General features: G+C 62.8%; 21 protein-coding genes. 10 read left to right on the top strand and 11 right to left on the bottom strand.

Annotation, left to right across the window (positions count from 1 at the left end):
• Positions 1–103: 103 nt before the first annotated feature.
• From nadC to purN, 6 genes are all read right to left on the bottom strand, one after another.
• Positions 104–1,015 carry a carboxylating nicotinate-nucleotide diphosphorylase gene (gene nadC / locus BLQ92_RS14775; protein WP_090685243.1) on the bottom strand — a complete coding sequence of 304 codons (912 nt, stop codon included), beginning with the start codon at positions 1,013–1,015 and terminating at the stop codon, positions 104–106.
• Complete coding sequence (gene nadA / locus BLQ92_RS14770; protein WP_090685242.1) at positions 1,015–2,154, bottom strand: quinolinate synthase NadA; 1,140 nt, start codon at positions 2,152–2,154, stop codon at positions 1,015–1,017. Before nadA ends, nadC begins: the two co-directional genes overlap by 1 nt.
• 192 nt (positions 2,155–2,346) lie before the next feature.
• A complete protein-coding gene (locus BLQ92_RS14765; protein WP_090685240.1) occupies positions 2,347–3,543 on the bottom strand; it encodes a DesA family fatty acid desaturase in 1,197 nt (398 codons plus the stop codon).
• Positions 3,544–3,794: 251 nt separating this feature from the next.
• The gene (locus BLQ92_RS14760) at positions 3,795–5,147 is read right to left on the bottom strand and encodes a mechanosensitive ion channel family protein (RefSeq protein WP_090685238.1); all 1,353 of its coding nucleotides are present in this window, start codon (positions 5,145–5,147) and stop codon (positions 3,795–3,797) included.
• Positions 5,148–5,225: 78 nt separating this feature from the next.
• A complete protein-coding gene (locus tag BLQ92_RS14755; RefSeq protein WP_090685237.1) occupies positions 5,226–6,485 on the bottom strand; it encodes an RsmB/NOP family class I SAM-dependent RNA methyltransferase in 1,260 nt (419 codons plus the stop codon).
• The gene (purN, locus tag BLQ92_RS14750) at positions 6,482–7,147 is read right to left on the bottom strand and encodes a phosphoribosylglycinamide formyltransferase (protein WP_090685236.1); all 666 of its coding nucleotides are present in this window, start codon (positions 7,145–7,147) and stop codon (positions 6,482–6,484) included. The genes BLQ92_RS14755 and purN overlap by 4 nt, the downstream gene beginning before the upstream one ends.
• Before the next feature lie 178 nt (positions 7,148–7,325).
• Between purN and BLQ92_RS14745 the strand changes: the two genes are divergently transcribed.
• The 6 genes from BLQ92_RS14745 (at position 7,326) to dut (ending at position 14,643) form a co-directional block, all read left to right on the top strand.
• Entirely contained in the window at positions 7,326–8,321 is a 996-nt protein-coding gene (locus BLQ92_RS14745; protein ID WP_090685235.1) for a bifunctional riboflavin kinase/FAD synthetase, read from the top strand.
• Between the two features lie 175 nt (positions 8,322–8,496).
• Positions 8,497–11,334: an isoleucine--tRNA ligase gene (gene ileS, locus BLQ92_RS14740; protein WP_090685234.1), complete on the top strand. Its 2,838-nt coding sequence runs from the start codon at positions 8,497–8,499 to the stop codon at positions 11,332–11,334.
• Positions 11,334–11,837 carry a signal peptidase II gene (lspA, locus tag BLQ92_RS14735; protein WP_090685233.1) on the top strand — a complete coding sequence of 168 codons (504 nt, stop codon included), beginning with the start codon at positions 11,334–11,336 and terminating at the stop codon, positions 11,835–11,837. Before ileS ends, lspA begins: the two co-directional genes overlap by 1 nt.
• Positions 11,838–11,865: 28 nt before the next feature.
• Entirely contained in the window at positions 11,866–13,080 is a 1,215-nt protein-coding gene (gene coaBC, locus BLQ92_RS14730; RefSeq protein WP_090685232.1) for a bifunctional phosphopantothenoylcysteine decarboxylase/phosphopantothenate--cysteine ligase CoaBC, read from the top strand.
• Positions 13,081–13,141: 61 nt separating this feature from the next.
• The gene (locus BLQ92_RS14725; protein ID WP_090685231.1) at positions 13,142–14,143 is read left to right on the top strand and encodes an LLM class flavin-dependent oxidoreductase; all 1,002 of its coding nucleotides are present in this window, start codon (positions 13,142–13,144) and stop codon (positions 14,141–14,143) included.
• Between the two features lie 53 nt (positions 14,144–14,196).
• Positions 14,197–14,643, top strand: a complete 447-nt coding sequence (dut, locus tag BLQ92_RS14720; RefSeq protein ID WP_090685230.1) for a dUTP diphosphatase — start codon at positions 14,197–14,199, stop codon at positions 14,641–14,643.
• Between the two features lie 136 nt (positions 14,644–14,779).
• Here dut and clpA read toward each other — a convergent pair whose 3' ends face one another.
• Together clpA and clpS are read right to left on the bottom strand one after the other, a co-directional pair.
• Entirely contained in the window at positions 14,780–17,077 is a 2,298-nt protein-coding gene (clpA, locus tag BLQ92_RS14715; protein ID WP_090685228.1) for an ATP-dependent Clp protease ATP-binding subunit ClpA, read from the bottom strand.
• On the bottom strand, positions 17,074–17,388 hold the full coding sequence (gene clpS / locus BLQ92_RS14710; RefSeq protein ID WP_074300583.1) for an ATP-dependent Clp protease adapter ClpS: 315 nt from the start codon (positions 17,386–17,388) through the stop codon (positions 17,074–17,076). The genes clpA and clpS overlap by 4 nt, the downstream gene beginning before the upstream one ends.
• A gap of 582 nt (positions 17,389–17,970) precedes the next feature.
• Here clpS and cspD point away from each other — a divergent pair.
• Complete coding sequence (cspD, locus tag BLQ92_RS14705; RefSeq protein WP_017776809.1) at positions 17,971–18,177, top strand: cold shock domain-containing protein CspD; 207 nt, start codon at positions 17,971–17,973, stop codon at positions 18,175–18,177.
• A 135-nt stretch (positions 18,178–18,312) separates the two neighbouring features.
• Here the strand turns inward: cspD and BLQ92_RS14700 are convergent, their stop codons facing one another.
• The 3 genes from BLQ92_RS14700 to icd form a co-directional block, all read right to left on the bottom strand.
• On the bottom strand, positions 18,313–20,064 hold the full coding sequence (locus BLQ92_RS14700) for a multicopper oxidase family protein (protein WP_090685225.1): 1,752 nt from the start codon (positions 20,062–20,064) through the stop codon (positions 18,313–18,315).
• Positions 20,065–20,631: 567 nt separating this feature from the next.
• The gene (locus BLQ92_RS14690; protein WP_244896643.1) at positions 20,632–21,480 is read right to left on the bottom strand and encodes a hypothetical protein; all 849 of its coding nucleotides are present in this window, start codon (positions 21,478–21,480) and stop codon (positions 20,632–20,634) included.
• A 508-nt stretch (positions 21,481–21,988) separates the two neighbouring features.
• On the bottom strand, positions 21,989–23,245 hold the full coding sequence (icd, locus tag BLQ92_RS14685; RefSeq protein WP_090685223.1) for an NADP-dependent isocitrate dehydrogenase: 1,257 nt from the start codon (positions 23,243–23,245) through the stop codon (positions 21,989–21,991).
• A gap of 362 nt (positions 23,246–23,607) precedes the next feature.
• Between icd and BLQ92_RS14680 the strand changes: the two genes are divergently transcribed.
• The 3 genes from BLQ92_RS14680 to BLQ92_RS14670 all read left to right on the top strand — a co-directional run bounded on the left by BLQ92_RS14680 (position 23,608) and on the right by BLQ92_RS14670 (position 25,448).
• Entirely contained in the window at positions 23,608–24,201 is a 594-nt protein-coding gene (locus BLQ92_RS14680; protein ID WP_090685222.1) for a pseudouridine synthase, read from the top strand.
• A gap of 385 nt (positions 24,202–24,586) precedes the next feature.
• Positions 24,587–24,784 carry a hypothetical protein gene (locus BLQ92_RS14675; protein WP_074282411.1) on the top strand — a complete coding sequence of 66 codons (198 nt, stop codon included), beginning with the start codon at positions 24,587–24,589 and terminating at the stop codon, positions 24,782–24,784.
• A gap of 157 nt (positions 24,785–24,941) precedes the next feature.
• The gene (locus BLQ92_RS14670) at positions 24,942–25,448 is read left to right on the top strand and encodes a DUF192 domain-containing protein (RefSeq protein WP_090685221.1); all 507 of its coding nucleotides are present in this window, start codon (positions 24,942–24,944) and stop codon (positions 25,446–25,448) included.
• Positions 25,449–25,523: the final 75 nt, after the last annotated feature.

Below are 25,523 nucleotides of genomic sequence, written 5' to 3'. Positions count from 1 at the left end.
AAAAACAAAAAGGCCATCGAACGTTGACGATGGCCTTTTTGCTGCTGCGGCGGCAGATGACGCATGCCGCGTACTCGAATCGAAAAGAGACGCGACGAGGAAATCAGACGATGCGCATCGAGTAATCCGTTGCGCGCACGTCCTTCGTCAAGGCGCCAATCGAGATGCGATCGACACCCGTCTCGGCAATCGTCCGCACGGTCTCGAAGTTCACGCCGCCCGAGACTTCGAGCACGGCACGCCCGGCCGTGAGACGCACCGCCTCACGCATGGCATCGAACGTGAAGTTGTCGAGCAGCACGGATTGCGCCCGATGAGCGAGAGCCGTTTCAAGCTGCTCGAGCGTTTCCACCTCGATCTGGATCGACACACCCGCATTCAACGCGAGCGCAGCGTCCATCGCCGCCCCCACGCCGCCAGCCGCTGCGATGTGATTCTCCTTGATGAGAATGCCGTCATACAGCGCGAGCCGCTGGTTAGCGCCGCCACCCACGCGCACCGCATACTTCTGCGCGAGCCGCAACCCGGGCAAGGTCTTACGCGTATCCAGAATGCGCGCCTGGGTATGGGCGATCGCATCGACGTAGCGCCGTGTCGCGCTCGCCACGCCTGAGAGCATCTGCAGGAAATTGAGCCCGTTACGCTCAGCGGTCAGCAACGCGCGCACTGGGCCGCGCAGCTCGCACACCGGCGTGTCGGCCGCCATGCGTTCGCCTTCGCGATAGCGCCACTGCACCTCGATGTGCGGATCGACGCTGCGCATCACTGCGTTGAACCACGGCACACCGCACAGCACGGCGTCTTCACGCACGATGATGCGCGCGTCGCGCAACTCGTCGGCAGGTACGAGCCGGCCCGTCTGATCGACCGCACCCACATCTTCCGCCAGTGCGTCCGCGACGTTGCGCGCGAGCGCCGCATCGAAGGCCGCGCCATACTGCGCCCGCACTTCTGCAAACAACGGCGATACCGCGTCAGCCTGATATCCCGCCCGATTCTGCTCAGCCGCCCCCATTACGCCGCCCCCACATTCGAAAACAATGCCGTGTCCTTGGCCAGATCGCCGCTCGCCTGCACGCGCTTCTTGTGACGCGCGGCGAAGTCGAGCATGCGGTCGATCGGCAGGCGGGCGCGCTCTGCCACCGCGCGATCGACGAAGATCTCGTTGTGACCGCGTTCCAGCACGTCGGCCAGATTCGCCAGTCCGTTCATCGCCATCCACGGGCAATGCGCGCAGCTCTTGCAGGTCGCGCTGTTGCCGGCCGTGGGCGCTTCGATAAAGGTCTTGCCCGGCGCGGCAAGCCGCATCTTGTACAGAATGCCGAGATCCGTTGCGACGATGAACTGCTTGGCGTCGAGCCGTTGCGCGGCGTCGATCAGTTGCGTCGTCGAACCCACCACATCGGCCAGCGCCACCACGCTTTCCGGCGACTCGGGGTGCACCAGCACCTTCGCGTCCGGATATTGCTCGCGCAGCAGATCGAGTTCGATGCCCTTGAATTCGTCGTGCACGAGACACGAACCCTGCCACAGCAGCATGTCCGCGCCGGTCGTCTTCTGAATGTAGTTGCCCAGGTGCCGGTCCGGCGCCCAGATGATCTTTTCGCCGCGCGCGTGCAGGTCGGCAACGATCTCGAGGCCGATCGACGACGTCACCATCCAGTCCGCCCGCGCCTTCACGGCGGCACTGGTGTTCGCGTAGACCACCACCGTGCGATCCGGATGCGCATCGCAGAAGGCCGAGAACTCGTCGGCAGGACAGCCGAGATCGAGCGAGCAGGTCGCGTCGAGATCCGGCATCAGTACACGCTTGCCGGGACTGAGAATTTTCGAGGTCTCGCCCATGAAGCGCACGCCGGCGACCACCAGCGTCTGCGCTTCGTGATCGCGGCCGAAACGAGCCATTTCCAGCGAGTCCGCCACGCAGCCGCCAGTTTCGTCGGCCAGCTCCTGCAGCTCCGCATCGACGTAATAGTGCGCGACAAGCACTGCTTTCTCACGCACCAGCAACTCGCGGATACGCGCCTTCAGCGCGCGCCTTTCTTCCGCCGACGGCACGTCCGGCACCTTTGCCCACGCTTGCCCGATACCGCACGTCAGGCCCTGCGCCTGCGGCCGGTCGTATTCGACGCTCCTGATCGCCTGCTGATTCATGATCCCCTCTGCCCTGCTGATTCGCCGCTGATCGCCGTACGTGGTGCATGCGCCGATGCGCTATCCATGTTGCGCATGCTGCGCTGCGCGTCACGTCCGACGTTTTTGGCGGCCCAAAAAAGCAAAACCCCGCCAACGCGGGGTTTTGTGACGTAACTAAATTTTAATAGATTTCGTGCTTATGTTCCGAGCTCATGCATAGCGACGCAGGCGCATCGCAAATTCCTGCAGGGCCTTGATGCCGCTCTGTTCTGCACGATGACACCAATCCTGCAACTGTACCAGCAACTGTTCGCGCGAGGCGTTCGAGCGCTCCCACATGGCGGCCAGCTCATTGCGCAGTTCGATGTAGGTGCGCAGCTTCTGGCTGTTCGCGAAGATTTGCGGCAGTTGACGCTTCTGCGGTTCGTCGAGGCCTGCCTCTTCCTTGTGGAACCAGCTACGTGCGCCACGCATCACTTGATACTTTTCGCGCGCGCCCACTTCCTTCAGGTGTGCGAGTTCCTGGCGATAAGCGCGCTTGAGCGCCTTGCCGTAACGGGCCATCACTTCGTAGCGATTGGCCAGCACGGCCTGCAGCGTGTCCTGGTCGAGCACCAGCTTGCCGGTGGTCAGGCGCGGCGTAGGCGCGACCTTCTTCACCTTGGCGAGGCGGAAGGCCGACATGATGCGGATGTACATCCAGCCGATATCGAACTCGTACCACTTGTTCGACAGCTTGGCCGAGGTCGCGTACGTGTGGTGGTTGTTATGCAGCTCTTCGCCGCCGATCAGGATGCCCCACGGGAAGATGTTGGTGCTCGCATCCGACGAGTTGAAGTTGCGATAGCCCCAGAAGTGTGCGAGGCCATTGACCACGCCAGCTGCCCAGAACGGAATCCAGATCATCTGCACGGCCCAGACGGTCAGGCCGACGAGACCGAACATGGCGACGTTCAGCACCATCATCAGGCTCACGCCGAGAATCGGGTACTTGGTGTAGACGTTGCGTTCCATCCAGTCGTTCGGGGTGCCGTGACTGAACTTGCGCATGGTCTCTTCGTTCTTGGCTTCCGTGCGATAGAGCTCGGCGCCTTCCAGCAGGACCTTCCAGAGGCCGCGCGTTTGCGGGCTGTGCGGATCTTCTTCGGTCTCGCACTTGGCGTGGTGCTTACGGTGAATCGCGGCCCATTGGCCGGTCAGCATGCCGGTGGTCATCCACAGCCAGAAGCGGAAAAAATGACTGACTGCGGGATGCAGATCAAGGGCGCGATGCGCCTGGCAGCGGTGCAGATACACCGTCACACCGATGATGGTGATGTGCGTCACCACGAGCGTGTATACCACGAGTTGCCACCAGGAGAAGCGCAGCAGACCGTGGGCAAGAAAATCAAGCAAGGAATTCAACAAGGCAATTTACCTGTGGAACGAGAGTGACAGGACACCAGAAGACAACGCGAAAACAGCAACCAGCGGATAACCGAAACAGGGTAACCAAAAACGCGGCGTCAAGAAAGTGAAAGCATACGAACAGATTGGACGTTATTCTACTTGAACCGTTCCAAGTGTTTGTAACAATTGAGGATTTTTTGTGGCGCATCAAGCCAGGGGAAACACGCTGGCGCTCTTTTTTGATACGCCGGCGTGAGGCCGCCGCCCCGTCAGGCGGGGCTGCCCGGCTCGCCAGCGACCCCTTCGGTCAGATTTGCCGATCGCGACAGTATGTCGCTCGCGCCGACGATGCGCACTTCGCGCTGCGAGAACGGGATCGAAATGCCGTTTTCGCTGAAGCGGCGCCAGATATTGCGGTTGATCGCCGAGCGCACGCTGGCGGTGCCGGTGGCCGCGTCCTCGATCCAGAAGCCCAGTTCAAGGTTGATGCCGTCCGGCCCAAAACCAACCAGATAGGGCGTGGGCGCAGGGTCCTGCAACACGCGCTCCACCCCAGCCGCCGCTTGCGCGAGCAGACTCATGGCCTGTTCGACGTCCGACGTGTAAGCGACCTGCACTGCAAGCTTCGAGTAACCACGGGTCAGATACGACGACTGGTTCTGTACGACGTCGGTAATCAGCTTTTCGTTGGGAATCAGCGTTTCGATACCGTCGAGACCGCGCACCACCGTATAGCGGGTGCGGATCTGCGTGACCATGCCCTGCAGGCCGCCGGTGTTGATGGTGTCGCCGATCCGCAGCGACCGGTCGATCAGGATGATGAAGCCGGACACGTAGTTGCTGGCGATCTTCTGCAGGCCGAAGCCGAGCCCCACACCCAGCGCGCCGCCGAACACGCCCAGCACGGTAATGTCGATACCGACCAGCGACAGGCTGATCAGCACCGCCGCCAGCACGAACAACGCGCGGCCGACCCGCGCCACCACCACTTTCAGATTCGCGTCGAGCGTATGCGAGCGCATCAGGCGCTCTTCGAACGCCGAGCCCAGCCACATCGCCACGATCATGGTCACGCACACCCACAGGAGGCCCGTGGAGAGCGACAGCAGCGTCATATGCGCATTGGCGACGCGAAAGTGCACGCTGCCCATCCATTCGAGCACGTCGTCCTGGATGCCCATGACGGTCAGCACCATGCCGATCCAGACGATCAGCGAGACGATTTTCTCGCCGAAGAAGAGCCAGGTATGGGCTTCGCCATGGCTCGCAAACACGCGCCGGGCGAGGAAAAACATCACGTAGATCAGGCCGATGCCCAACAGCGGCACCAGCGCCAGATCGAGCAGCGCGGTGTGCATGAACTGGCCCGCAACCGCCTGCGCGATCCAGACCAGTGCCGCGCCGATCAGCGGAAAGAACGCGCGGTTGAGGCTTTCCGCGCCGAAGCGCAGCGCCTGATAGCGCGTCTGACGGCGCAGATCGAGCGTGCGGCGCAGCAGCCAGGCGAGCCCCCACGCGAGCGCGAGCGTCCCGAGCAGCACGCCCACCTGCCAGAGCATCACCGGCTGGCCGAAGTCGTGGCCGACATCGCCGAACAGGTGCGAGAAGATCCGATTGTGCATGGTTTCGTGGTTGCGCCCGGCGCGGCGCGGCCGCCGTTGCAGCTTGGCGGCCGGCGCGCCTGCGGCGCTTCTGCTGCCTTAAGCGCGGCGCTCCAGCACGGCGGCGAAGAAGCCGTCGGTGGCGTGACGGTGCGGCCACAGGGACAGGTAGTCACCCATCTCGATCTCGACGCGCTGCTCGGCCAGCACGTCGCGCGCCGGCACGAGGGCAAAGCTCGGGTGATTGGCGAGGAACTGCGTGACAATCGCCTCATTCTCCTCTTCGAGAATGCTGCAGGTCGCGTAGACCAGACGCCCGCCCACCTTCACGAGGCGCGCGGCGCTGGTCAGGATCGACAACTGCTTGGGCGCCAGTTCCGCCACAGACTCAGGCGACTGACGCCACTTCAGGTCCGGATTGCGGCGCAACGTGCCGAGGCCGCTGCACGGTGCATCGACCAGCACGCGGTCGATCTTGCCCGCGAGGCGCTTGATCTTCGCGTCATGCTCGCTGTCGATCAGCACCGGGTTGACGTTCGACAGCCCGCTGCGCGCGAGGCGCGGCTTGAGCTTGGCGAGGCGCCGCTCGGAGATGTCGAACGCGTACAGACGGCCGGTGGAACGCATCATGGCGCCCAGCGCCAACGTCTTGCCGCCCGCGCCGGCGCAAAAGTCGACGATCATCTCGCCGCGCTTGGGCGCCACCAGCGAGCACAGCAACTGGCTGCCCTCGTCCTGCACCTCGACCCAGCCGTTCTGGAACGCATCCAGCTTGGTGAGCGGCGGCTTGCCGACCACCCGCACGCCAAACGGCGCGAACGGCGTGGCGCCGGCCTCGATGCCGGCCTTCGAAAGCGCGCCCAGCACGTCGTCGCGGCTCGCCTTGATCGGGTTGGCGCGCAGGTCCAGCGGCGCCGGATAGTTCAGAGCGGCGGCCAGTTGCGCCAGCTCTTCGGCCTCGAAGCGCCTGGAGAGCGCCTGATAGATCCAGTCGGGCAGATTCATGCGAATCCGCAGCGGCAGGCTTTCCGGGTCGATCTTCGCGACGTGTTCGAGCCAATTGGACTCGCTGTCGGAGACGAACGGCTTCAGGGCCGAGCGCCCTGCCGTCTGCATCAGGCCCAGCAAGGCCATCCGGCGCGCCGGGCTGCCCGTGCCGCTTTCGGCCAGATGGGCGAATTCCATCCGGCGGCGCAGCACCGCGAACACCGCTTCGGCGATCACGCCGCGCTCGCCGTGCCCGAGCTTCGGGTGAGCACGGAAAAAGCGGCTGGTGGCCGCGTCGGCAGGGCCTGCCAGCTTCAGCACGTCCGCCAGCAGCGTTTCGGTTTGTCCAATCAGAAATCCATGCAGTCTCATACGCCCTCTCCGGCGATCTTGTTGCTATTGATGTCGGCAAAGAGCCATTGCGGCTCCGGCGGCGTCAGCGTGACGCGCAGTCCGTCGAGCGCGAGACGCCCTTCGACGAACCAGCGCACCGCGCGTGGGTAAATGATGTGTTCCGTAGCCAGTACCCGCTCGGCGAGCGCAGCAGCGTCGTCGCCGTCCTGCACCGGCACGGCCGACTGGATCACGATCGGCCCATGATCGAGCTGCGACGTGACAAAATGCACAGACGCGCCGTGCAGGCGCACGCCGGCGTCGAGCGCCTGCTGGTGGGTTTTGAGGCCCGCGAAGCTCGGCAGCAGCGACGGATGCACGTTCAGCATACGCGCCGCGTAATGGTCGACAAAGCCGGGCGTCAGGACGCGCATGAAACCGGCGAGCACCACCAGGTCCGGCGTGAAAACGTCGATCTGGCGCGCGAGAGCAGCGTCGAACGACTCGCGATCGGGAAACTGGCGGTGGTCGACCACCGCCGTGGCAATACCATGCGACGCGGCAAACGCAAGGCCCGCGGCGTCTGGACGGTTGGCAATCACGGCGGCGACTTGCGCCGGCCAGCCTTCGTGCGAACAGGCGCGCACAATGGCTTCCATGTTGCTGCCCCGCCCGGAAATCAGGATGACAAGTTTTTTCATCCGCGGATTTTATCATTCGGGGGACGCCGGAACGGCGCTGCGCCGCCGGGTCCCGCTTTGAGCGTTTATAATCGTTTGTTTTGCGGCGTCTGCGCTTGCTGCGTCCGCGCCTTGTGGCGTCCCCACAGACTAGTCCGTTACACGCGTCCCCAACTTTAAAGTTGCTCAACCCGCTATTGTGAGAGTCTTCCGCGGTCTTCCCAATGCCGAGAGCCGTGCGCCCTGCGCCCTGACCATCGGCAACTTCGACGGTGTCCACCGCGGCCATCAGGCTTTGCTCGCCCATGTGCGGGCGGCCGCCGATGCGCGCGGCCTGCCTGTCTGCGTGATGACTTTCGAGCCGCACCCGCGCGAATTCTTCAATCCGGCCGGCGCCCCACCCCGCATCGCGATGCTGCGCGACAAGCTGGAAGCGCTGCGCACCAACGGCGTGGACCGGGTCGTGGTCGAGCATTTCAACCACACCTTCGCCAGCCAGTCGCCGGATACCTTCGTCGAACGGATCATCGTCAACGGCCTGCATGCGCGCTGGGTCATGATCGGCGACGATTTCCGCTATGGCGCCAAGCGCGCGGGCGATTTCGCCTCGCTGAAGGCAGCGGGTACCCAGCACGGTTTTGAAGTCGAGCAGATGGCCACGGTCGCGGATCCCTCGGGTGCGCGCATCTCCAGCTCGGGCGTGCGCGCCGCGCTGGTGGCGGGCGACCTCGACTCGGCACGCGCCGCGCTCGGCCGCGACTACCTGATCAGCGGCCACGTGGTGCACGGCATGAAGCTTGGCCGCGACCTCGGCTTTCCCACCCTGAACCTGCCGATCGCCCACAAGCGCCCGGCATTGGCGGGCATTTTCGTCGTGCGCGTGCACGGCATCGAAGCGGAACCGCTGCCGGGCGTCGCCAGCCTCGGCTTGCGCCCCACCGTCGACGATTCCGGCCGGGTGCTGCTTGAAGTCCACCTGCTCGACTGGCACGGCGACGCCTATGGCAAACTCGTGCGCGTCGAATTCCTGAAAAAGCTGCGTGACGAGGAAAAGTATGTCGACCTCGAAACGCTGACCGCCGCTATCGCGCGCGACGTCGCCAATGCGCGCGCGTGGTTTGCGGCTGTCGGCACCGGCACGCCGGGCAGCCGTTCGACCGGCTTCGCCACTTCAGCCACGGACCGAATTAGATAGCCGCCGCGGTGCGTGCCAGCGCGTTCAGCATCAAGCGCAGCACGCACCCTCGCCGCGCGCATCGAAGGGCGTCCGTGGATCACGCGACATGCCTGCCGGGCGCGCCTAACGCCCCGCGCATCGTGCGCATATCGCGCACTTACCGCGCATCGAACGAATTCACCGCGACCACACCATGAGCAACAAGAAAGCCGATTCGAAACCGCAGTCCCGCTACCCGGTCAACCTGCTCGACACGCCGTTTCCGATGCGTGGCGACCTGCCCAAGCGCGAGCCGCAATGGGTCAAGGAATGGCAGGAGCGCAAAGTCTACGAAACGATCCGTGCAGCCTCCAAGGGTCGCAAGAAGTTCATCCTGCATGATGGCCCGCCGTATGCCAACGGCGACATCCACCTCGGCCACGCGGTGAACAAGATCCTCAAGGACATGGTCGTCAAGGCGCGCAACATGGCGGGCTTCGATGCAGCCTATGTGCCGGGCTGGGACTGCCACGGCATGCCGATCGAAATCCAGATCGAAAAGCAGTTCGGCAAGTCGCTGCCGGCCGCCGAAGTGATGCAGAAGGCACGCGCCTACGCGAGCGAACAGATCGAGAAGCAGAAACTCGGCTTCCGGCGTCTGGGCGTGCTTGGCGACTGGGACAACCCGTACAAGACCATGAACTTCACGAACGAAGCCGGCGAAATCCGCGCGCTCGCGAAGATCATCGAGAAGGGTTACGTGTTCCGCGGCCTGAAGCCGGTGAACTGGTGCTTCGACTGCGGCTCGGCGCTGGCCGAGGCGGAAGTCGAGTACAAGGACAAGTCCGATCCGACCATCGACGTGCTGTTCGCCTTCGCCGAGCCGGAAAAGACCGCGCAGGCGTTCGGCCTCGCGGCCCTGCCGCGCAGCGAAGGCGGCATCGTGATCTGGACCACGACGCCGTGGACCATCCCCGCCAACCAGGCGCTCAACGTTCATCCGGAAATCGCCTACGCGCTGGTGGATACGCCGCGCGGCCTGCTGATCCTCGCTGAAGAACGCGTCGAAGCGTGCCTGAAGCTGTACGGCGTCGAAGGCCACGTCGTCGCAACCGCCGCGGGCGCGAAGCTCGCCAACCTGCGCTTCCATCACCCGCTCGCCTCCGCGCATCCGAGCTACAAGCGCACGGCGCCGGTGTATCTCGGCGACTACGTGACGACCGAAACCGGTACCGGCATCGTCCACTCCTCGCCCGCCTACGGCGTGGAAGACTTCGTGTCGTGCAAGGCGCACGGCATGGCCGATTCGGACATCATCAGCCCGGTGATGGGCGACGGCCGTTATATCGAATCGCTCGCGCTGTTCGGCGGCCTGTCGATCTGGGCAGCGAATCCGAAGATCGTCGAAGCGCTGGGAACAGCCGGGTCGCTGCTGCGCACCGAAAAGTACGAGCACAGCTACATGCACTGCTGGCGCCACAAGACGCCGATCATCTACCGCGCGACCTCGCAGTGGTTCGCCGGCATGGATGTGAAGCCGAACGACACCGACAAGACGCTGCGCGAAACCGCGCTCGAAGGCATCGAAAACACCGCGTTCTATCCGTCGTGGGGCAAGCAGCGCCTCTTCAGCATGATCGCCAACCGCCCGGACTGGACGCTGTCGCGCCAGCGCCAATGGGGCGTGCCGATGGCGTTCTTCGTGCACAAGGAAACCGGCGAGCTGCATCCGCGCACGCTGGAGTTGCTCGAAGAAGTGGCGCAGCGCGTCGAGAAGGCTGGTATCGAAGCCTGGCAATCGCTCGATCCGCGCGAGCTGATCGGCGACGACGCCAACATGTACGAAAAGAACCGCGACACGCTCGACGTGTGGTTCGATTCGGGCACGACGCACTGGCACGTGCTGCGCGGCTCGCACAAGGATGAACTGCAGTTCCCGGCCGACCTCTACCTGGAAGGCTCGGACCAGCACCGCGGCTGGTTCCATTCGTCGCTGCTGACGGCTTCGATGATCGACGGCCGCCCGCCCTACAACGCGCTGCTCACGCACGGCTTCACGGTGGACGGCGAAGGCCGCAAGATGAGCAAGTCGCTCGGCAACGGTATCGATCCGCATGAAGTGGCGAACCGCCTGGGCGCGGAAATCATCCGCCTGTGGATCGCCTCGACCGATTATTCGGGCGAACTGGCGATCTCGGAGGAAATCTTGAAGCGCGTAACGGAAGGCTATCGCCGCATCCGCAACACGCTGCGCTTCCTGCTCGCCAACCTGTCGGACTTCGACTTCGAGAAGCACGCGCGTCCAGTGGAAGACTGGCTCGAGATCGACCGTTATGCAGTGGCGCTGTCGGCCAACCTGCAAACCGAGATCCTCGCGCACTACGACAAGTACGAGTTCCACCCGGTAGTCGCCAAGCTGCAGACGTTCTGCTCGGAAGACCTCGGCGGCTTCTACCTCGACGTGCTGAAGGACCGCCTGTACACCACGGCGGCGGACTCCGTGGCACGCCGTGCCGCTCAGACCGCGCTGTATCACATTGCGCATGGCCTGCTGCGCATCATGGCGCCGTTCCTGTCGTTCACCGCCGAAGAAGCGTGGAAGGTGTTCCAACCGGGCAGCGAAACGATCTTCACCGAGACGTATCACGCCTACCCGGAAGTGGCGGACGCCGCCGCGCTGCTCGACAAGTGGACGCTGCTGCGCGCCGTGCGCAGCGACGTCACCAAGGCGCTGGAAGAAGCCCGTGTGGCGAACCTGATCGGCTCGTCGCTGCAGGCGGAAGTGGAAATCCGCGCGAGCGGAGCGCGTCATGACGCGCTGGCAAGCCTCGGCGCGGATCTGAAGTTCGTGCTGATCACGTCCTCTGCCACGGTCGTGAAGGTCGAGGACGAAGCGGCCGAAAGCGTCGAAGTGGTCGCCTCGAAATACCTCAAGTGCGAACGCTGCTGGCACTACCGCGCCGACGTCGGCGAGAACGCCGAACACCCGTCGCTGTGCGGCCGGTGCTTTAGCAATCTGTTCGGGAGCGGCGAAACGAGGAGCGCGGCATAATGGCAAGAACACTGTCAAAACCCGCCAGCAGCGGTTCGCTGGCACCGTGGCTTGGCGTGGCGCTGATCGTGATTCTGTTCGACCAGCTCACGAAGATTGCAGTCCAGAAGGTGTTTTCTTACGGTGTGCCGCATGAGGTGGCGCCGTTTTTCAACCTCATTCTGGTCTACAACCGCGGCGCCGCCTTCAGCTTCCTCGCCATGGCGGGCGGCTGGCAGCGCTGGGCTTTCACGGCGCTCGGCATCGTCGCGGCGCTGGTGATCTGCTATCTGCTCAAGCGCCACGGCACGCAGAAGATGTTCTGCGCGGCCCTGGCGCTGATTCTGGGCGGAGCGCTCGGCAATGTGATCGACCGGCTGGCGTACGGCCACGTGATCGACTTCCTCGATTTCCACGTGGGAAGCTGGCACTGGCCGGCGTTCAACCTCGCCGATAGCGCGATTACGATCGGCGCGATCCTGCTGGTACTCGACGAATTGCGGCGCGTACGCGGCTCGCGCTAACGCTGTTGCTTTGTCTCGGAGGCTTTCGTTGGCAACCGCAGAACTCACAGGCAAACATCTCGTCCTCGGCATGAGCGGCGGGATTGCCTGCTACAAGATCGCCGAACTCACGCGCCTGCTGACCAAGGCAGACGCCACCGTGCAGGTCGTCATGACCGAAGCGGCGACGCAGTTCATTACCCCCGTCACCATGCAGGCGCTGTCGGGCCGTCCGGTCTACACAAGCCAGTGGGACGCGCGCGTGCCGAACAACATGGCGCATATCGATCTGTCGCGCGAAGCGGATGCGATCGTCATTGCGCCGGCCTCGACGGATTTCCTCGCCAAGCTGGCACACGGCATGGCCGACGATCTGCTTGCGACGCTATGCGTGGCGCGCGATTGTCCGCTGCTCGTGGTGCCGGCGATGAACCGCCAGATGTGGCAGAACCCGGCCACGCAGCGCAACGTCGCGCAACTGCGTGCCGACGGCATCGAAGTGCTCGGCCCGGACTCCGGTCCGCAGGCGTGCGGCGAGGTCGGCGACGGCCGCATGCTGGAAGCCGCCGCCACCTACGAAGCGATTGCCTCGTTTTTCCAGCCGAAGATTCTCGCCGGCCGCCGTGTGCTGCTGACCGCCGGTCCGACCTTCGAACCGTTGGACCCGGTGCGCGGCATCACTAACCGCTCGAGCGGCAAGATGGGTTTTGCGCTGGCGCGCGCGGCACAGCAAGCCGGCGCCGACGTGCATCTGATTGCCGGGCCGGTCGCGCTGGAAACGCCGTGGGGCGTGATCCGCGAGGACGTGCAAACGGCCCAGCAAATGCACGACGCGGTGATGCGCGCGGTGCCCGACTACGACGTCTTCATCGGCGTGGCGGCGGTGGCCGACTGGCGTGTCGATCACATCAGCGACCACAAGATCAAGAAGACCGCCGAACGCGCGATACCGGCTTTCAACTTCGTTGAAAATCCGGACATTCTGGCGGCGGTGGCCAAGCTGCCACATCCGCCCTACTGCGTCGGCTTTGCAGCGGAGAGCGGCGATCTCGACGTACACGGCGAAGAAAAGCGCGTGCGCAAGAATGTGCCGCTTCTGATCGGCAATCTCGGCCCGCTGACCTTCGGCCTCGACGATAACGAAGTCGTCCTTTTCGAAGCGAGCGGCGCGACGAAACTGCCGCGCGCGGACAAACGGACGCTCGCGGGCGCATTGATTGCCGAAATCGCCAAGCGCCTGCCCGATACGAGCCTGATCCGGTAACGACCTGGCAACCAGGCGGTCTTTTTGCCGGAACCCTGAGTCACCTTGGAGCAGTACTGTCATGACGCTACTATCCGTGCTCGATCAAACGCCCGTGATCGACGGGCACCCGGTGGCGGACGCAATCGCCGCCACCGTCGAACTCGCGCAGCTTGCCGACGATCTCGGCTATACGCGCTACTGGTGCGCCGAGCACCACGGGCTGCGCGGCGTGTCCAATCCCTGTCCTGAGGTCATGCTGGCCCGCCTGGGCAGCGTGACCAAACGCATTCGCCTCGGCTCCGGCGGCGTCATGCTGCCGTACTACAGCCCGTTCAAGGTCGCCGAGCAGTTCATGATGCTCGAAGCGCTGTTCCCGAACCGCATCGACCTCGGCGTAGGCCGCGCGCCGGGTGGCGATATGCGCACCGCGCAAGCCGTAGCCGCTGGCGAGTACAACCGCGGCGATATTTTTCCGCAGCAGGTGGCCGATCTGGTCGGTCTGATGAACGGCACGCTGCCGGAGGGTCATGTGGCGCAGGGCGTGCTGCTGCAGCCGCAGATCGAGACCCGCCCGCAACTCTGGATGCTCGGCTCGAGCGAATTCGGCGGCCTGCTCGCTGCGCAACTCGGCATTCGTTTCGCATTCGCCCACTTCATCAACGCGCACTTCGGCCATCAGGTCGCGCAGGCGTATCGCGAGCGCTTCAAGCCCGGCAACGAGGCGCAGCCCTATCTTGCCGCGGCGGTGTTCGTGATCTGCGCGGATACGGAGCATGAGGCGGCGGCACTGGAGAAAGCCGTCGACCTGCGCCGCGTGCAGATGGCCTACGGGCTGAACGCGCCCATTCCCACGATCGAGCAAGGCCTGACCCAGGAGTACGGCGAGCGCGAGCAACTGGTGATCGACCGCGAAAAGCCACGCAGCATTATTGGCACGCCAGAGAGCGTGACGGAACGCATGCTCGCCCTGCAAGAGCAGTTCCAGGCCGACGAACTGGTAGTACTGACCGTGACCGGCAGCTACCGTGCGCGGCTGCGCTCCTACGAACTGCTCGCCGAGGCGTTCCAGCTCGGCCGCTGAACCGGGCCTTACACCGAATTTTTCCTGACACCCTACCCACTCATTCGAACTGCATGAAACTTGACCTGAAGATTCTCGACGCGCGCATGCGCGACCAGCTCCCGGCCTACGCCACGACGGGCAGCGCCGGCCTCGACCTGCGCGCGTGCCTCGACGAACCGCTGACGCTGCAGCCCGGCGAAACCGCGCTGGTGCCGACGGGTCTGGCGATTCACGTCGGCGATCCCGGCTATGCGGCCTTGATCCTGCCGCGTTCGGGCCTGGGACATAAGCACGGCATCGTGCTGGGGAATCTGGTGGGTTTGATCGACTCGGATTATCAAGGTCAACTGATGATCTCGACGTGGAACCGCGGGCAAACCGCGTTCACGCTGAACCCGATGGAACGGCTCGCGCAACTTGTGATCGTGCCGGTCGTACAGGCTGAATTCAATATCGTCGACGATTTCGCGGAGAGCGAGCGCGGTGCAGGTGGTTTTGGCAGTACCGGCAAGCACTGAGGTTTTGCTCTAGCGCTCTCGCGCTAGACCGTGGCCGCGCTGGCGGCACTACGATTATCTGAAGCGGCAATAAAAAAACGGCACGGGCTTTGCGGCCCGCGCCGTTTTACTTTGCTTGCTGCGAGAAACTGAGCGCTTACTCGACTTCGACCGCTTCCGGATTCGGATTGCGCGGAGCCGGCGTTTCGTCGAACGTGAGCTGCACCTTGTCTTCGGCATCCACATCCACCGTCACGCGGCCACCGCTCATCAGCTTGCCGAACAGCAGTTCGTCGGCCAGCGCACGACGGATCGTGTCCTGGATCAGACGCTGCATCGGACGCGCGCCCATCAGCGGATCGAAACCGTGCTTGGCGAGATGCTTGCGCAGTGCGTCGGTGAAGAGCGCATCGACCTTCTTCTCATGCAACTGATCTTCCAGTTGCATCAAGAACTTGTCGACCACGCGCATGATGATTTCTTCATCGAGCGAGCGGAAGCTGATCGTCGCGTCCAGACGGTTACGGAACTCCGGCGTGAACATGCGCTTGATGTCGACCATCTCGTCGCCGGTTTCGCGGCGCGTGGTGAAGCCGATAACCGATTTGCCCATTGCCTCGGCGCCCGCATTCGTCGTCATGATGATGATGACGTTGCGGAAATCCGCCTTGCGACCGTTGTTGTCCGTCAGCGTGCCGTGGTCCATCACCTGCAGCAGCACGTTGTAGATGTCCGGATGCGCTTTCTCGATTTCGTCGAGCAGCAGCACGCAGTGCGGCTTCTTCGTCACAGCTTCGGTCAGCAGACCACCCTGGTCGAACCCGACATAGCCCGGCGGCGCGCCAATCAAACGGCTCACCGCGTGACGTTCCATGTACTCGGACATGTCGAAGCGGATCAGCTCGATACCCAGCGTGAACGCCAGTTGCTTCGCCACTTCGGTCTTGCCCACACCAGTCGGGCCCGAGAACAGGAACGCGCCGATCGGCTTGTCCAGCTTGCCGAGGCCTGCGCGCGCCATCTTGATCGCCGCCGACAGCGCGTCGATGGCCGGGTCTTGCCCGAACACCACGCTCTTCAGGTCGCGATCCAGCGTTTGCAGCTTGCTGCGGTCGTCTTGCGACACGCTTTGCGCCGGCACGCGCGCGATCTTCGAGATGATTTCCTCGATCTCGCCCTTGCCGATCGTCTTCTTCTGCTTCGACTTCGGCAGGATGCGTTGCGCTGCGCCCGCTTCGTCGATTACGTCAATGGCCTTATCCGGCAGATGACGATCCGTGATGAAGCGTGCCGACAGTTCAGCCGCCGCCGACAGCGCACCCGACGAGTACTTCACGCCATGGTGCTCTTCGAAACGCGACTTCAGGCCACGCAGGATCGCCACCGTCTGTTCGACGGTCGGCTCGGTCACATCCACCTTCTGGAAGCGGCGTGACAGGGCCGCATCTTTTTCGAAGATGCCGCGGTATTCGGTGAAGGTCGTCGCGCCGATGCACTTGAGCGTGCCCGACGACAGTGCCGGCTTCAGCAGATTCGATGCATCCAGCGTGCCGCCCGAGGCAGCGCCTGCGCCGATCAGCGTATGGATTTCGTCGATGAACAGAATCGCGTGCGGACGTTCCTTCAATTCCTTGAGGACCGTTTTCAGGCGTTGCTCGAAATCGCCCCGGTATTTAGTACCGGCCAGCAGCGCGCCCATGTCGAGCGAATACACCTGCGCATCGGCTAGAATATCCGGCACTTCGCCGCGCGTGATGCGCCAGGCGAGCCCTTCGGCGATCGCGGTCTTGCCGACACCGGCCTCACCGACCAGTAGCGGATTGTTCTTGCGCCGGCGGCACAGCACCTGCACCACACGTTCGACTTCCGATTCGCGCCCGATCAGCGGGTCGATGCGGCCGTCTTTCGCCATCTGGTTCAGGTTCTGCGTGAACTGGGCGAGCGGCGTTTCTTTCTGCGCAGCGGCTTCGTCAGACTCGGCATTCGCATCGCTCGCCTTGGCGGCGTCGGTGCTGCTGGTCTTGGCAATGCCGTGCGAGATGAAATTCACCACGTCCAGACGCGTCACACCCTGCTGTTGCAGGTAGTAGACGGCGTGCGAGTCCTTTTCGCCGAAGATCGCAACCAGCACGTTCGCGCCGGTCACTTCCTTCTTGCCATTCGAGGTGGACTGCACATGCATGATGGCACGCTGGATCACGCGCTGGAAACCCAGCGTGGGCTGCGTGTCGACGTCGTCCGTGCCTGGCACGGTCGGCGTGTTGTCATGAATGAAGTTGCGCAGGTTCTGGCGCAGATCCTCGATGTTGGCCGCGCAGGCTCGCAACACCTCTGCGGCCGTCGGATTGTCCAACAGGGCCAGTAAAAGATGTTCGACCGTAATGAACTCGTGCCGCGCCTGGCGTGCTTCCATAAACGCCATGTGCAAGCTGACTTCCAGTTCCTGGGCAATCATGCTTCCTCCATCACACACTGCAGCGGATGCCCGGCCTGCCGTGCGTGGGTAACGACTTGCTCGACTTTGGTCGACGCGATGTCCCGCGTATAGACCCCACAAACTCCCCTACCTTCGCGATGCACCTTCAACATAATCTGCGTTGCGGTTTCACGATCTTTATTGAAGTATTCCTGCACGATCATCACGACAAATTCCATTGGCGTGAAGTCGTCGTTCAACAGCACCACCTTATACATGGAAGGCGGCTTCAGCTTTTTTTCCTGCCGCTCCAGTACGGTGCCGTCCTGCTTGTCCGGGATAATTGCCATACACCCATTCTAAACAACTCGGACAGGCCCGCAATCCTGTCAAAACCCCACCGGCGATCCGGCGACCCTTGTTCGTCCCCACGTGACGGCATTGCCTGCCACGCGTGCGTCTTGCACGGAGCCGATTGCGGAGCCGGCCCTCCTGAAAGTCGTTGCCACTGCTGTTGCAGTGCAGTTGGATCGAGTATCGCACAACCTGCTCCGGCAAGCTGAGCGCCTGCACGACGGCCAAGGACATGTCACCTCGCCGTCATACGGTAATACTTGCGGGAGCACCGGCTCGCAGAACTGCATGTGAGTCGATTATGCGACTTTTCAAGACGAGAGGGTTGCGCCACCGCACATAAGAAAAGCGGGAAAAACCCTGGAAATGGGGTGTTTGCAACGCGCCGGGACCGGTCTCAAAATTTTCTTGACACTCGAATAAAGAGCCTCAACAATCAAGCTGGCACTTTTTTCAGTCAGCCACATATTCGAAAAAATGCCGATGGTGAGCTTGTGAGGAGGGAGCGGCTGCATACCCGCGGCCGTTAAGCTTTTCGAGGGCTCGTGGTGGTGTCATGAGTTACAGGGGAAGTAGGTATGGCAACTGGTACGGTCAAATGGTTCAATGACGCGAAAGGTTTCGGATTCATTACGCCCGACGAAGGCGGTGAGGATCTGTTTGCACACTTTTCGGCCATCCAGATGAATGGGTTCAAAACCCTGAAGGAAGGCCAGAAGGTTAGCTTTGAGGTCGTGCAAGGCCCCAAAGGCAAGCAGGCATCGAACATCCAGGCCGCAGCCTGAATCTGTTCGATACCCGTACCCTGGAAACCCGGCTTCGTGCCGGGTTTCTTCATTCTGGGACGCGAGACACGCATCGCGCATGGGCGAGTTGGCGTTCAGCGTGCGCGCCTGGCTTTCGGATAGCCTTCAGGTCGCTCAGATCACCTTGAGCGTGCCCATCATGCCGAGATCCTCGTGTTCGAGGATGTGGCAGTGGAACATCCGCCTCCCCGCCTGCTGCTGAACCGTCGCAATGCGCACGGTCTCCCCCGGCTGCACGTTGACGGTATCGCGCCACGCCCGGTACGGCTCCAGCGCGGCGACACCGCCCTGCTCGCGCTCCAGCACCTGAAACTGCGTGCCGTGCAGATGGAACGGGTGGTCCATGTCCGTGCGGTTTTCAATCGACCAGTGTTCAACCTCGCCGCGCCGGCTGGTCAGTGTGATGCGGCGCGGATCGAAGGTCGCACCGTTGATCATGAAGCTCATGCCGGTTGGCAGACCACCAGGCAGCCCACCAGTAACCGGCCGGCCGGTGTGGTGCATCGCGGCCATGTCCATGCGTTCGGAGAACACCACCGATTTGCGTGCGGCCGGCGCCCCGAGCGGGGCAATGACCCGCAGCGACGCTGGAAGCACACGCGCGACCTGGGTGGTATCTGCCGAGTCCGGTTCGAACTGCACGTCTGCGAGCGGCAAAGCTGGATTGGGCGGCAGGCTGCCATGCGACATCGCCATCTTGCGGCGGTCGTAGACTTCGGCGGTCAGGATCGCCCGGGCTGTCTGCGCAGAAGTCGCCAACTGCCTTGATTGCGCGGATTGCTGCGCTTGTGCAGCCTCGCCCGACGCTCCAGCGGCCGAAACCATCAGTTCCGCCCGCTCACCCGGCGCCAGCAGCAGAGTTGTCAGCCCCGCACGCGGCTGCTCCAGCAAGCCGCCATCCGTACCGACCTGGGTAAATACACGGCCCTCCCCCAGCGACAATCTCAAATAGCGGGCATTACACCCATTCCATATTCGCCAGCGCTCGTCCGTCGTCACCACGATCAGTGGGCGACGCGCGCCGTTGACGAGCACAAACTGCCCTTCGCGGCCGTTCATCCAGTCCATCATGTCGTTCGGCGGGATCGCGCCGTCGCTCGCCAGCTTCAGGTCTGAGAAGAATAGATGCCGCTCCGGCCAGGCGGCGAGCGGATCATCGGCGGCGCGGACCACGAACGGGCCCGCGAGTCCGCGAAACACCTGCTCGGCCGATTGTCCATGCGGATGCGGGTGGTACCAATAAGTGCCGGCGCTGCCACGCGGCAGCGTAAAGCGGTAGACACGCGAACCGCCGGGCGCAACCGGGTCTGATGGATTGCCGTCCTGGTCGGGCGGCACCGGCAGGCCATGCCAGTGAATCGTGGACGGTTCGGGCAGACGGTTCACGAAACGGATCTCGACGGTGTCGCCTTCACGCACGTCGATCAGGGGGCCGACAACAAGACTGCCTGGTTGCGCCGAAGCTGGGCCATTGCCGGCGCCTTCGGCGGGTTGCCCGCCAGCGGGGCCGTACTGCCAGAACGTCGTCGGGTGCCCGGCAATCAGCGTGTGCTGAGCCGGCTGCGCGACGAGGGTTGCGCGGAACAAGCCGGGTTCGCCGCTTTCGTTAGGCAGCGTGCGCAACGCAGCCAGCGGCGCACCTGCGGGCAGCGCATCAGGCGCGGCCAGTTGGACAGACGGCGGCATACCGCCGCCTGGCATGTCCGGCATCCCGGACGAGTTCCGCATTCCTTGCATGCCGCTCATATCGGACATGCCGTGCATCGAGTGCGCGCCTTGCTGTCCTTGCTGTGCAAACGCCTCACGCGCAAACACTGACGCTGCGGCCGCGCTCAACGCGCGGACGAGAAATTCCCTGCGGATCATGGATCGATTCCCTAATCTGGGCTGCGCAGCGGCGCTCTTGAGCCGCCGCGCGTGATGGTTCAAACGGCTCGCGCGGCGCTAGCCGCCGCCCGAGCCGTGCCTAACGGGATGCATTGGGCGAGCCCGTCAGACCGGCGCAATGCATCGAACCATCAGCCGATCGGCGGACGCACCGGAGGCGCGTGGGTCAGACCGTCGCGCCGCGGTTCGGGAAGCGATTGAGGGTGCGCGGAGTCGAGCGCGTGGGGTTCAAACTGGAAGGCAACGAACAGGGCACCGCAGTGGACGCCACAAGTGACGACGCAGCAACACGGCGCGTGGTCGTGACCACAGGGCTCGCCGGAGGCAGTGGCCTCCGACCCCGGGCAATGAGCCGGAGCGTTTGCAGCGGTACCGAATGCACCTTCTACGGAAGGCATCGCCATGTGCTGCGAATCCACCGCACGCTCATGCGCAGACGCGCCGTGCGCGGTGAGCAGCGCAAGCGAGAGCAATAGCAGGAGGCGCGTCAGGAAATTCATCAGGATGCCGGAAGGCGAGTCCACAGGATGGCGGTTGATCGGCACATCATAGCGCAGGGGCCGGCTCTGCACCCCCACGCGCTGCCAGTCGCTGCAGATTCAGACTGCGCTCCAGGTCGCCCCGAAACACGGCAACACCCTGATGAGTAAAGTTCGATCGCGTATCCACCGCCGGCGTGATGCCGATGCTGGCGATGCGTCGACAGAACGCATAGTCCTCGGACAGGTACGTGCGAGTCTGAGGATCGATCATCGTGTCGAAGAACGCGTAGTGCAGCGCCCCCAGCACCCCCGTGTCGTCTTCTTCGCGGCCCTTCATACGGGCGCTGCATTGAAGCTCGGGGAAGTGTCGCATCAACGCCAGAAAGACCTCTCGCTTGATCAGCATGAATCCTGTTGGCGCATAAAGGGCATCGAGGAAACCATCTGCATCGGCCTCCAGGTTATCCGAACGCGCTACCGCGGGATAGCTCGCAAAGCGCGCCTGGAAGTCGGCCTTCGTGGTTCCCGCCGGCAGCGCTTCGGGCAGCCCGGAGCGCGGCCAGCCGTCGGACTTCAACGGGTAGACCCCAGCGACTACTGGCCGGTTTGCCTTCAGCAGCCGGACCACGTCGGTGCCCTTGAAACCGATGTCGCCGTCAATCCACATCAGGTGCGTGAAGCGGTCGTCAGCGAGGAATTCGGCCACCATCGTGTTGCGTGCACGGGTGATCAGACTGTCGAAGCTGTTGAAGTGCACCCGCAGACCGAATCCATAGCTTTCAGACACGTCGTAAAGGTCAAGCAGGCCAAGCACATAATCGGTCGCGACCACCGCGCCGTAGCTCGGCGTGGCCACATAAACATTCGCCTGGATTTTTTCGTCGCTCATCATCTCCCCTTGAATATCGAGCACATCGCGGCGCACTCAACCGTGTGCCGATGACGGATCTGCCAAAGCGGCGAACTTATATCAGAGGGGTTTGTTTCAAACCATATGAACAGATGCGTTGGCGTCGATCAGGATGCGTTTTTAAGATGTGATTTTCGGTTGTAGGGCGCCGCATCAGATTTGACAAAAAAATTCAGAATGCCGAATTATTTGTGTTTTGCCACAGGGTATTGAGACAGCGATCCGAATGCGTTGGTCGAGGCAGGACAATCGTGCGTGAGCACTAAGAGTCTGTTTGTGAGATAGAAAAATCGACGAGCGGTGCGACGATTCGCCGCAGCGCAATCGGCTCCATGTCGGCTGCATTCACGCGACCAGCCGATTCCCCAAATCGCAACACCCTGAAGCATCCGAGCCAGGAACGATCCTGGCCTCGCCCAGCTCGAAACCTTGATCTCAAAATAAAAAACCCCGGCGACGTTTTATCGACCGGGGTTTGCAACGTAGCCCATTAAAGGGCCAACCGTCAGACTCACATATTCTCGATCAGCACCTGCCCAAAGCCCGAACACGACACCTGCGTCGCGCCTTCCATCAAACGCGCGAAGTCGTACGTGACACGCTTCTGCAGAATCGACGCTTCCATCGCCTTGATGATCACATCCGCCGCTTCGGTCCAGCCGAGGTGGCGCAGCATCATTTCCGCCGAGAGAATTTCCGAGCCCGGGTTCACATAGTCCTTACCCGCGTACTTCGGCGCCGTGCCGTGGGTGGCTTCGAACATCGCCACCGAATCCGACAGGTTCGCGCCCGGGGCAATGCCGATCCCACCAACCTGCGCAGCCAGCGCGTCGGAAATATAGTCGCCGTTCAGGTTCAGTGTCGCGATCACGTCGTATTCGGCCGGACGCAGCAGGATCTGCTGCAGGAACGCGTCGGCAATCACATCCTTGACGACGATATCGTTACCCGTCTTCGGGTTCTTGAACTTCATCCACGGGCCGCCGTCCACCAGTTGCGCGCCGAATTCCTTCTGCGCAAGCGCATAGCCCCAGTCACGGAAGCCGCCTTCCGTGAACTTCATGATGTTGCCCTTGTGCACCAGCGTGAGCGAGCGGCGATCGTTGTCGATGGCGTACTGCAGCGCCTTGCGCACCAGACGCTCCGTGCCTTCGCGCGACACCGGCTTGATGCCGATAGCCGACGATTCCGGGAAGCGGATCTTCTTCACGCCCATTTCTTCGCGCAGGAACTTGATGACCTTCTTCGCCTGTTCCGATTCCGCCGCCCATTCGATACCGGCGTAGATGTCTTCCGAGTTCTCGCGGAAGATCACCATATTGGTCTTTTCCGGCTCGCGCACCGGCGAAGGCACACCCTTGAAGTACTGCACCGGGCGCAGGCAGACGTACAGGTCGAGTTCCTGGCGCAACGCCACGTTCAGGGAACGGATGCCGCCGCCCACCGGCGTCGTCAACGGCCCCTTGATCGAGACGACATAATCCTTCACCACCGCCAGGGTTTCTTCCGGCAGCCACACGTCCGGGCCATAGACCTTGGTCGCCTTCTCGCCGGCATAGACTTCCATCCAGTGAATTTTCTTCTTGCCCCCGTAGGCTTTCTCGACCGCTGCGTCCACCACCTTGATCATGACCGGCGTGATGTCGGTACCCGTACCGTCGCCTTCGATGTACGGAATAATCGGTTGGTCAGAAACATTGAGCGAGTAGTCTGCGTTGACAGTAATCTTGTCTCCGCCCGTCGGAACCTTAATGTGCTGATACGGCATGATCGGACTCCAGTGATGGCTGTTCTGATTGAAGCAGATGGGGACTGTGGGCCTGGGCGCTCCTCGCTATGCGCAATGCTGAACGCCTGCAAGCGGCCGAGCGGCTATTCTAGCCCACGCTGATGCCAGCGCGCGCCGGCCGTGCCGCAGGCTTTGAGACAAAGCAAGCTAAAGGTAGCAGCCGGGTAGCAACTGCTAGCAGCCCCCGCGTCTTATGTCTTATATAAGACATAAGATCTGCCGTTGGGGATTATGCATTATTATCCCGCCATTTGCCACAGAACCTGCCTTGCCGGGCGGCGCGCGGGTACCAGCCGGTACCGGCCCGCTCCTGCCACCGGCCGGTGTTCGCCGGACTCCGCATGCGCCTCCTTGCCCTCAATAAGCCGTTCGGCACCATCTGCCAGTTTTCGCCGCACGAAACCCGCGCCTCGCTTGCCGACTGGGTCAAGGTGCCCGGCGTCTATCCGGCCGGCCGCCTCGACTCCGATAGCGAAGGCCTCCTACTGCTGACTGACGACGGCGCACTGCAGGCGCGCATTGCCGAGCCGCGCCACAAGCTCGTCAAGCGCTACTGGGCACAGGTCGAAGGCGCACCTGACGAGGCTGCGCTGAATGCGCTCGCCAAGGGCGTCGATCTCGGCGACTATGTGACGCGCCCATGTCAGGCCCGGTTGATCGAAACGGACGAGGTCGAGGCCGGCCCCGGGCCTGGCGCTCTGTGGCCACGCAATCCGCCAATCCGATACCGTGCGGCGATCCCGGCCACCTGGATAGAACTGTCGATCACCGAAGGCAAGAACCGCCAGGTGCGCCGCATGACCGCCGCGGTCGGCTTCCCCACCCTGCGCCTGGTGCGCGTCGGCATCGGCGCGCTCGATATTTTTTCGCTGGGACTGCAGCCCGGCGAGTCGCTTGAACTGACTGCCAGGGCACCTTGGGACGGTCTCCGCTAACGCTCAATCTTTAGGCACCGACACGCTAAGCCGTTGTATCCGCAAGCATTTCCGTTGCAATGCAAATCCATTGCGCCACTTCATCAAGGGTGGCCAGGCGCTCAATAAAGCGGCGAATAAACATTCCCGAAAATTTGCGTCAACCGCGTCGCGAGTTCACGCGTTATTCGACGCAGATGCCGCCCGAAGCTATCCGGCATTCAGCCTTGAGGGCCTTTGTGCAAGCCGTTCGTGCGGTCAGTGCAGGGAGACCGAGCGCTAGCAGACGCGTCAAAAAAAATTGTTTGATGCGGCTGTCAACCGAAAGGTGGATGGCACGTTTACCGACATGACTCATACATAACCGGGTCATTTGGTTAATTAACTAAAGCTGAGGATTCACAAAATGAACAAACTGATCGCCGCTCTGGTCGCTGGCCTCTTCGCAACGGCAGCATTCGCACAAGCTTCGGCACCGGTCGCAGCTTCGGCAGCTCCGGCAGCAGCAGCTTCGTCGGCAAAGAAGACGACGAAGAAGGCAGCACACAAGAAGTCGCACAAGAAGGCAGCTGCAGCAGCAGCAGCTTCGGGCGCTTCGGAGTAAGTTTGTTGTAAAAACGCAGTCAAGAACTAGCAGCAGTTGCCGTTCTTACGGCGTTGAAAGGCAGATCACCGCAAGGCGATCTGCCTTTTTGTTTTTGACGTGCTTTGACGCGCTCGCGTAACATTCGCGGGTTAATTTCCCACCCAGGAGTCTTGCCGTGCGAATTTCCCTGCGCTCGTTGCTCGCGCGCTTTGCGTTTGCTGTTGCGCTGCCGTTGGCCGCCGCCTCGTTCACGCTCGCCCCCGTTCATAGCGCCTATGCGCAGCAAATGCCGCCCGGTGCAAAACAGCCCGGCGACTTCCCGCGCGCCAAACTGACCGTCGGCATGTTCGTGATCGACGCCGCCGTCGCGGCTAACGATCCGGATCGCGAGCAAGGCCTGATGTACCGCTCGCAGCTCGCACCCAACGAAGGCATGCTGTTCGTGTTCAACGAGAACGCGGTGCACTGCTTCTGGATGAAGAACACGCTGATCCCGCTGTCGATTGCCTTCATGCGCGCCGACGGCACGATCACCGACATCGACGAGATGGACGCCGAAACGACCAACAACCACTGCCCGCGCAACAACGGCGTGTATGCGCTGGAAATGAGCAAGAACTGGTTTGAGTCGAAGGGCATCAAGCCGGGCATGACGATTCAGGGCCTGCCGGCAGCGCAATAGCCGCCGATCCGACCGCCCTTCGCGGCAGGCGCGGCGCCAGATGCCTGGCGACAAACCGCACCGCCCGACTGCCCG

Source organism: Paraburkholderia phenazinium, from assembly GCF_900100735.1.
GTDB lineage: Bacteria > Pseudomonadota > Gammaproteobacteria > Burkholderiales > Burkholderiaceae > Paraburkholderia > Paraburkholderia phenazinia.
This window is presented reverse-complemented; position numbering and strand designations above follow the sequence as displayed.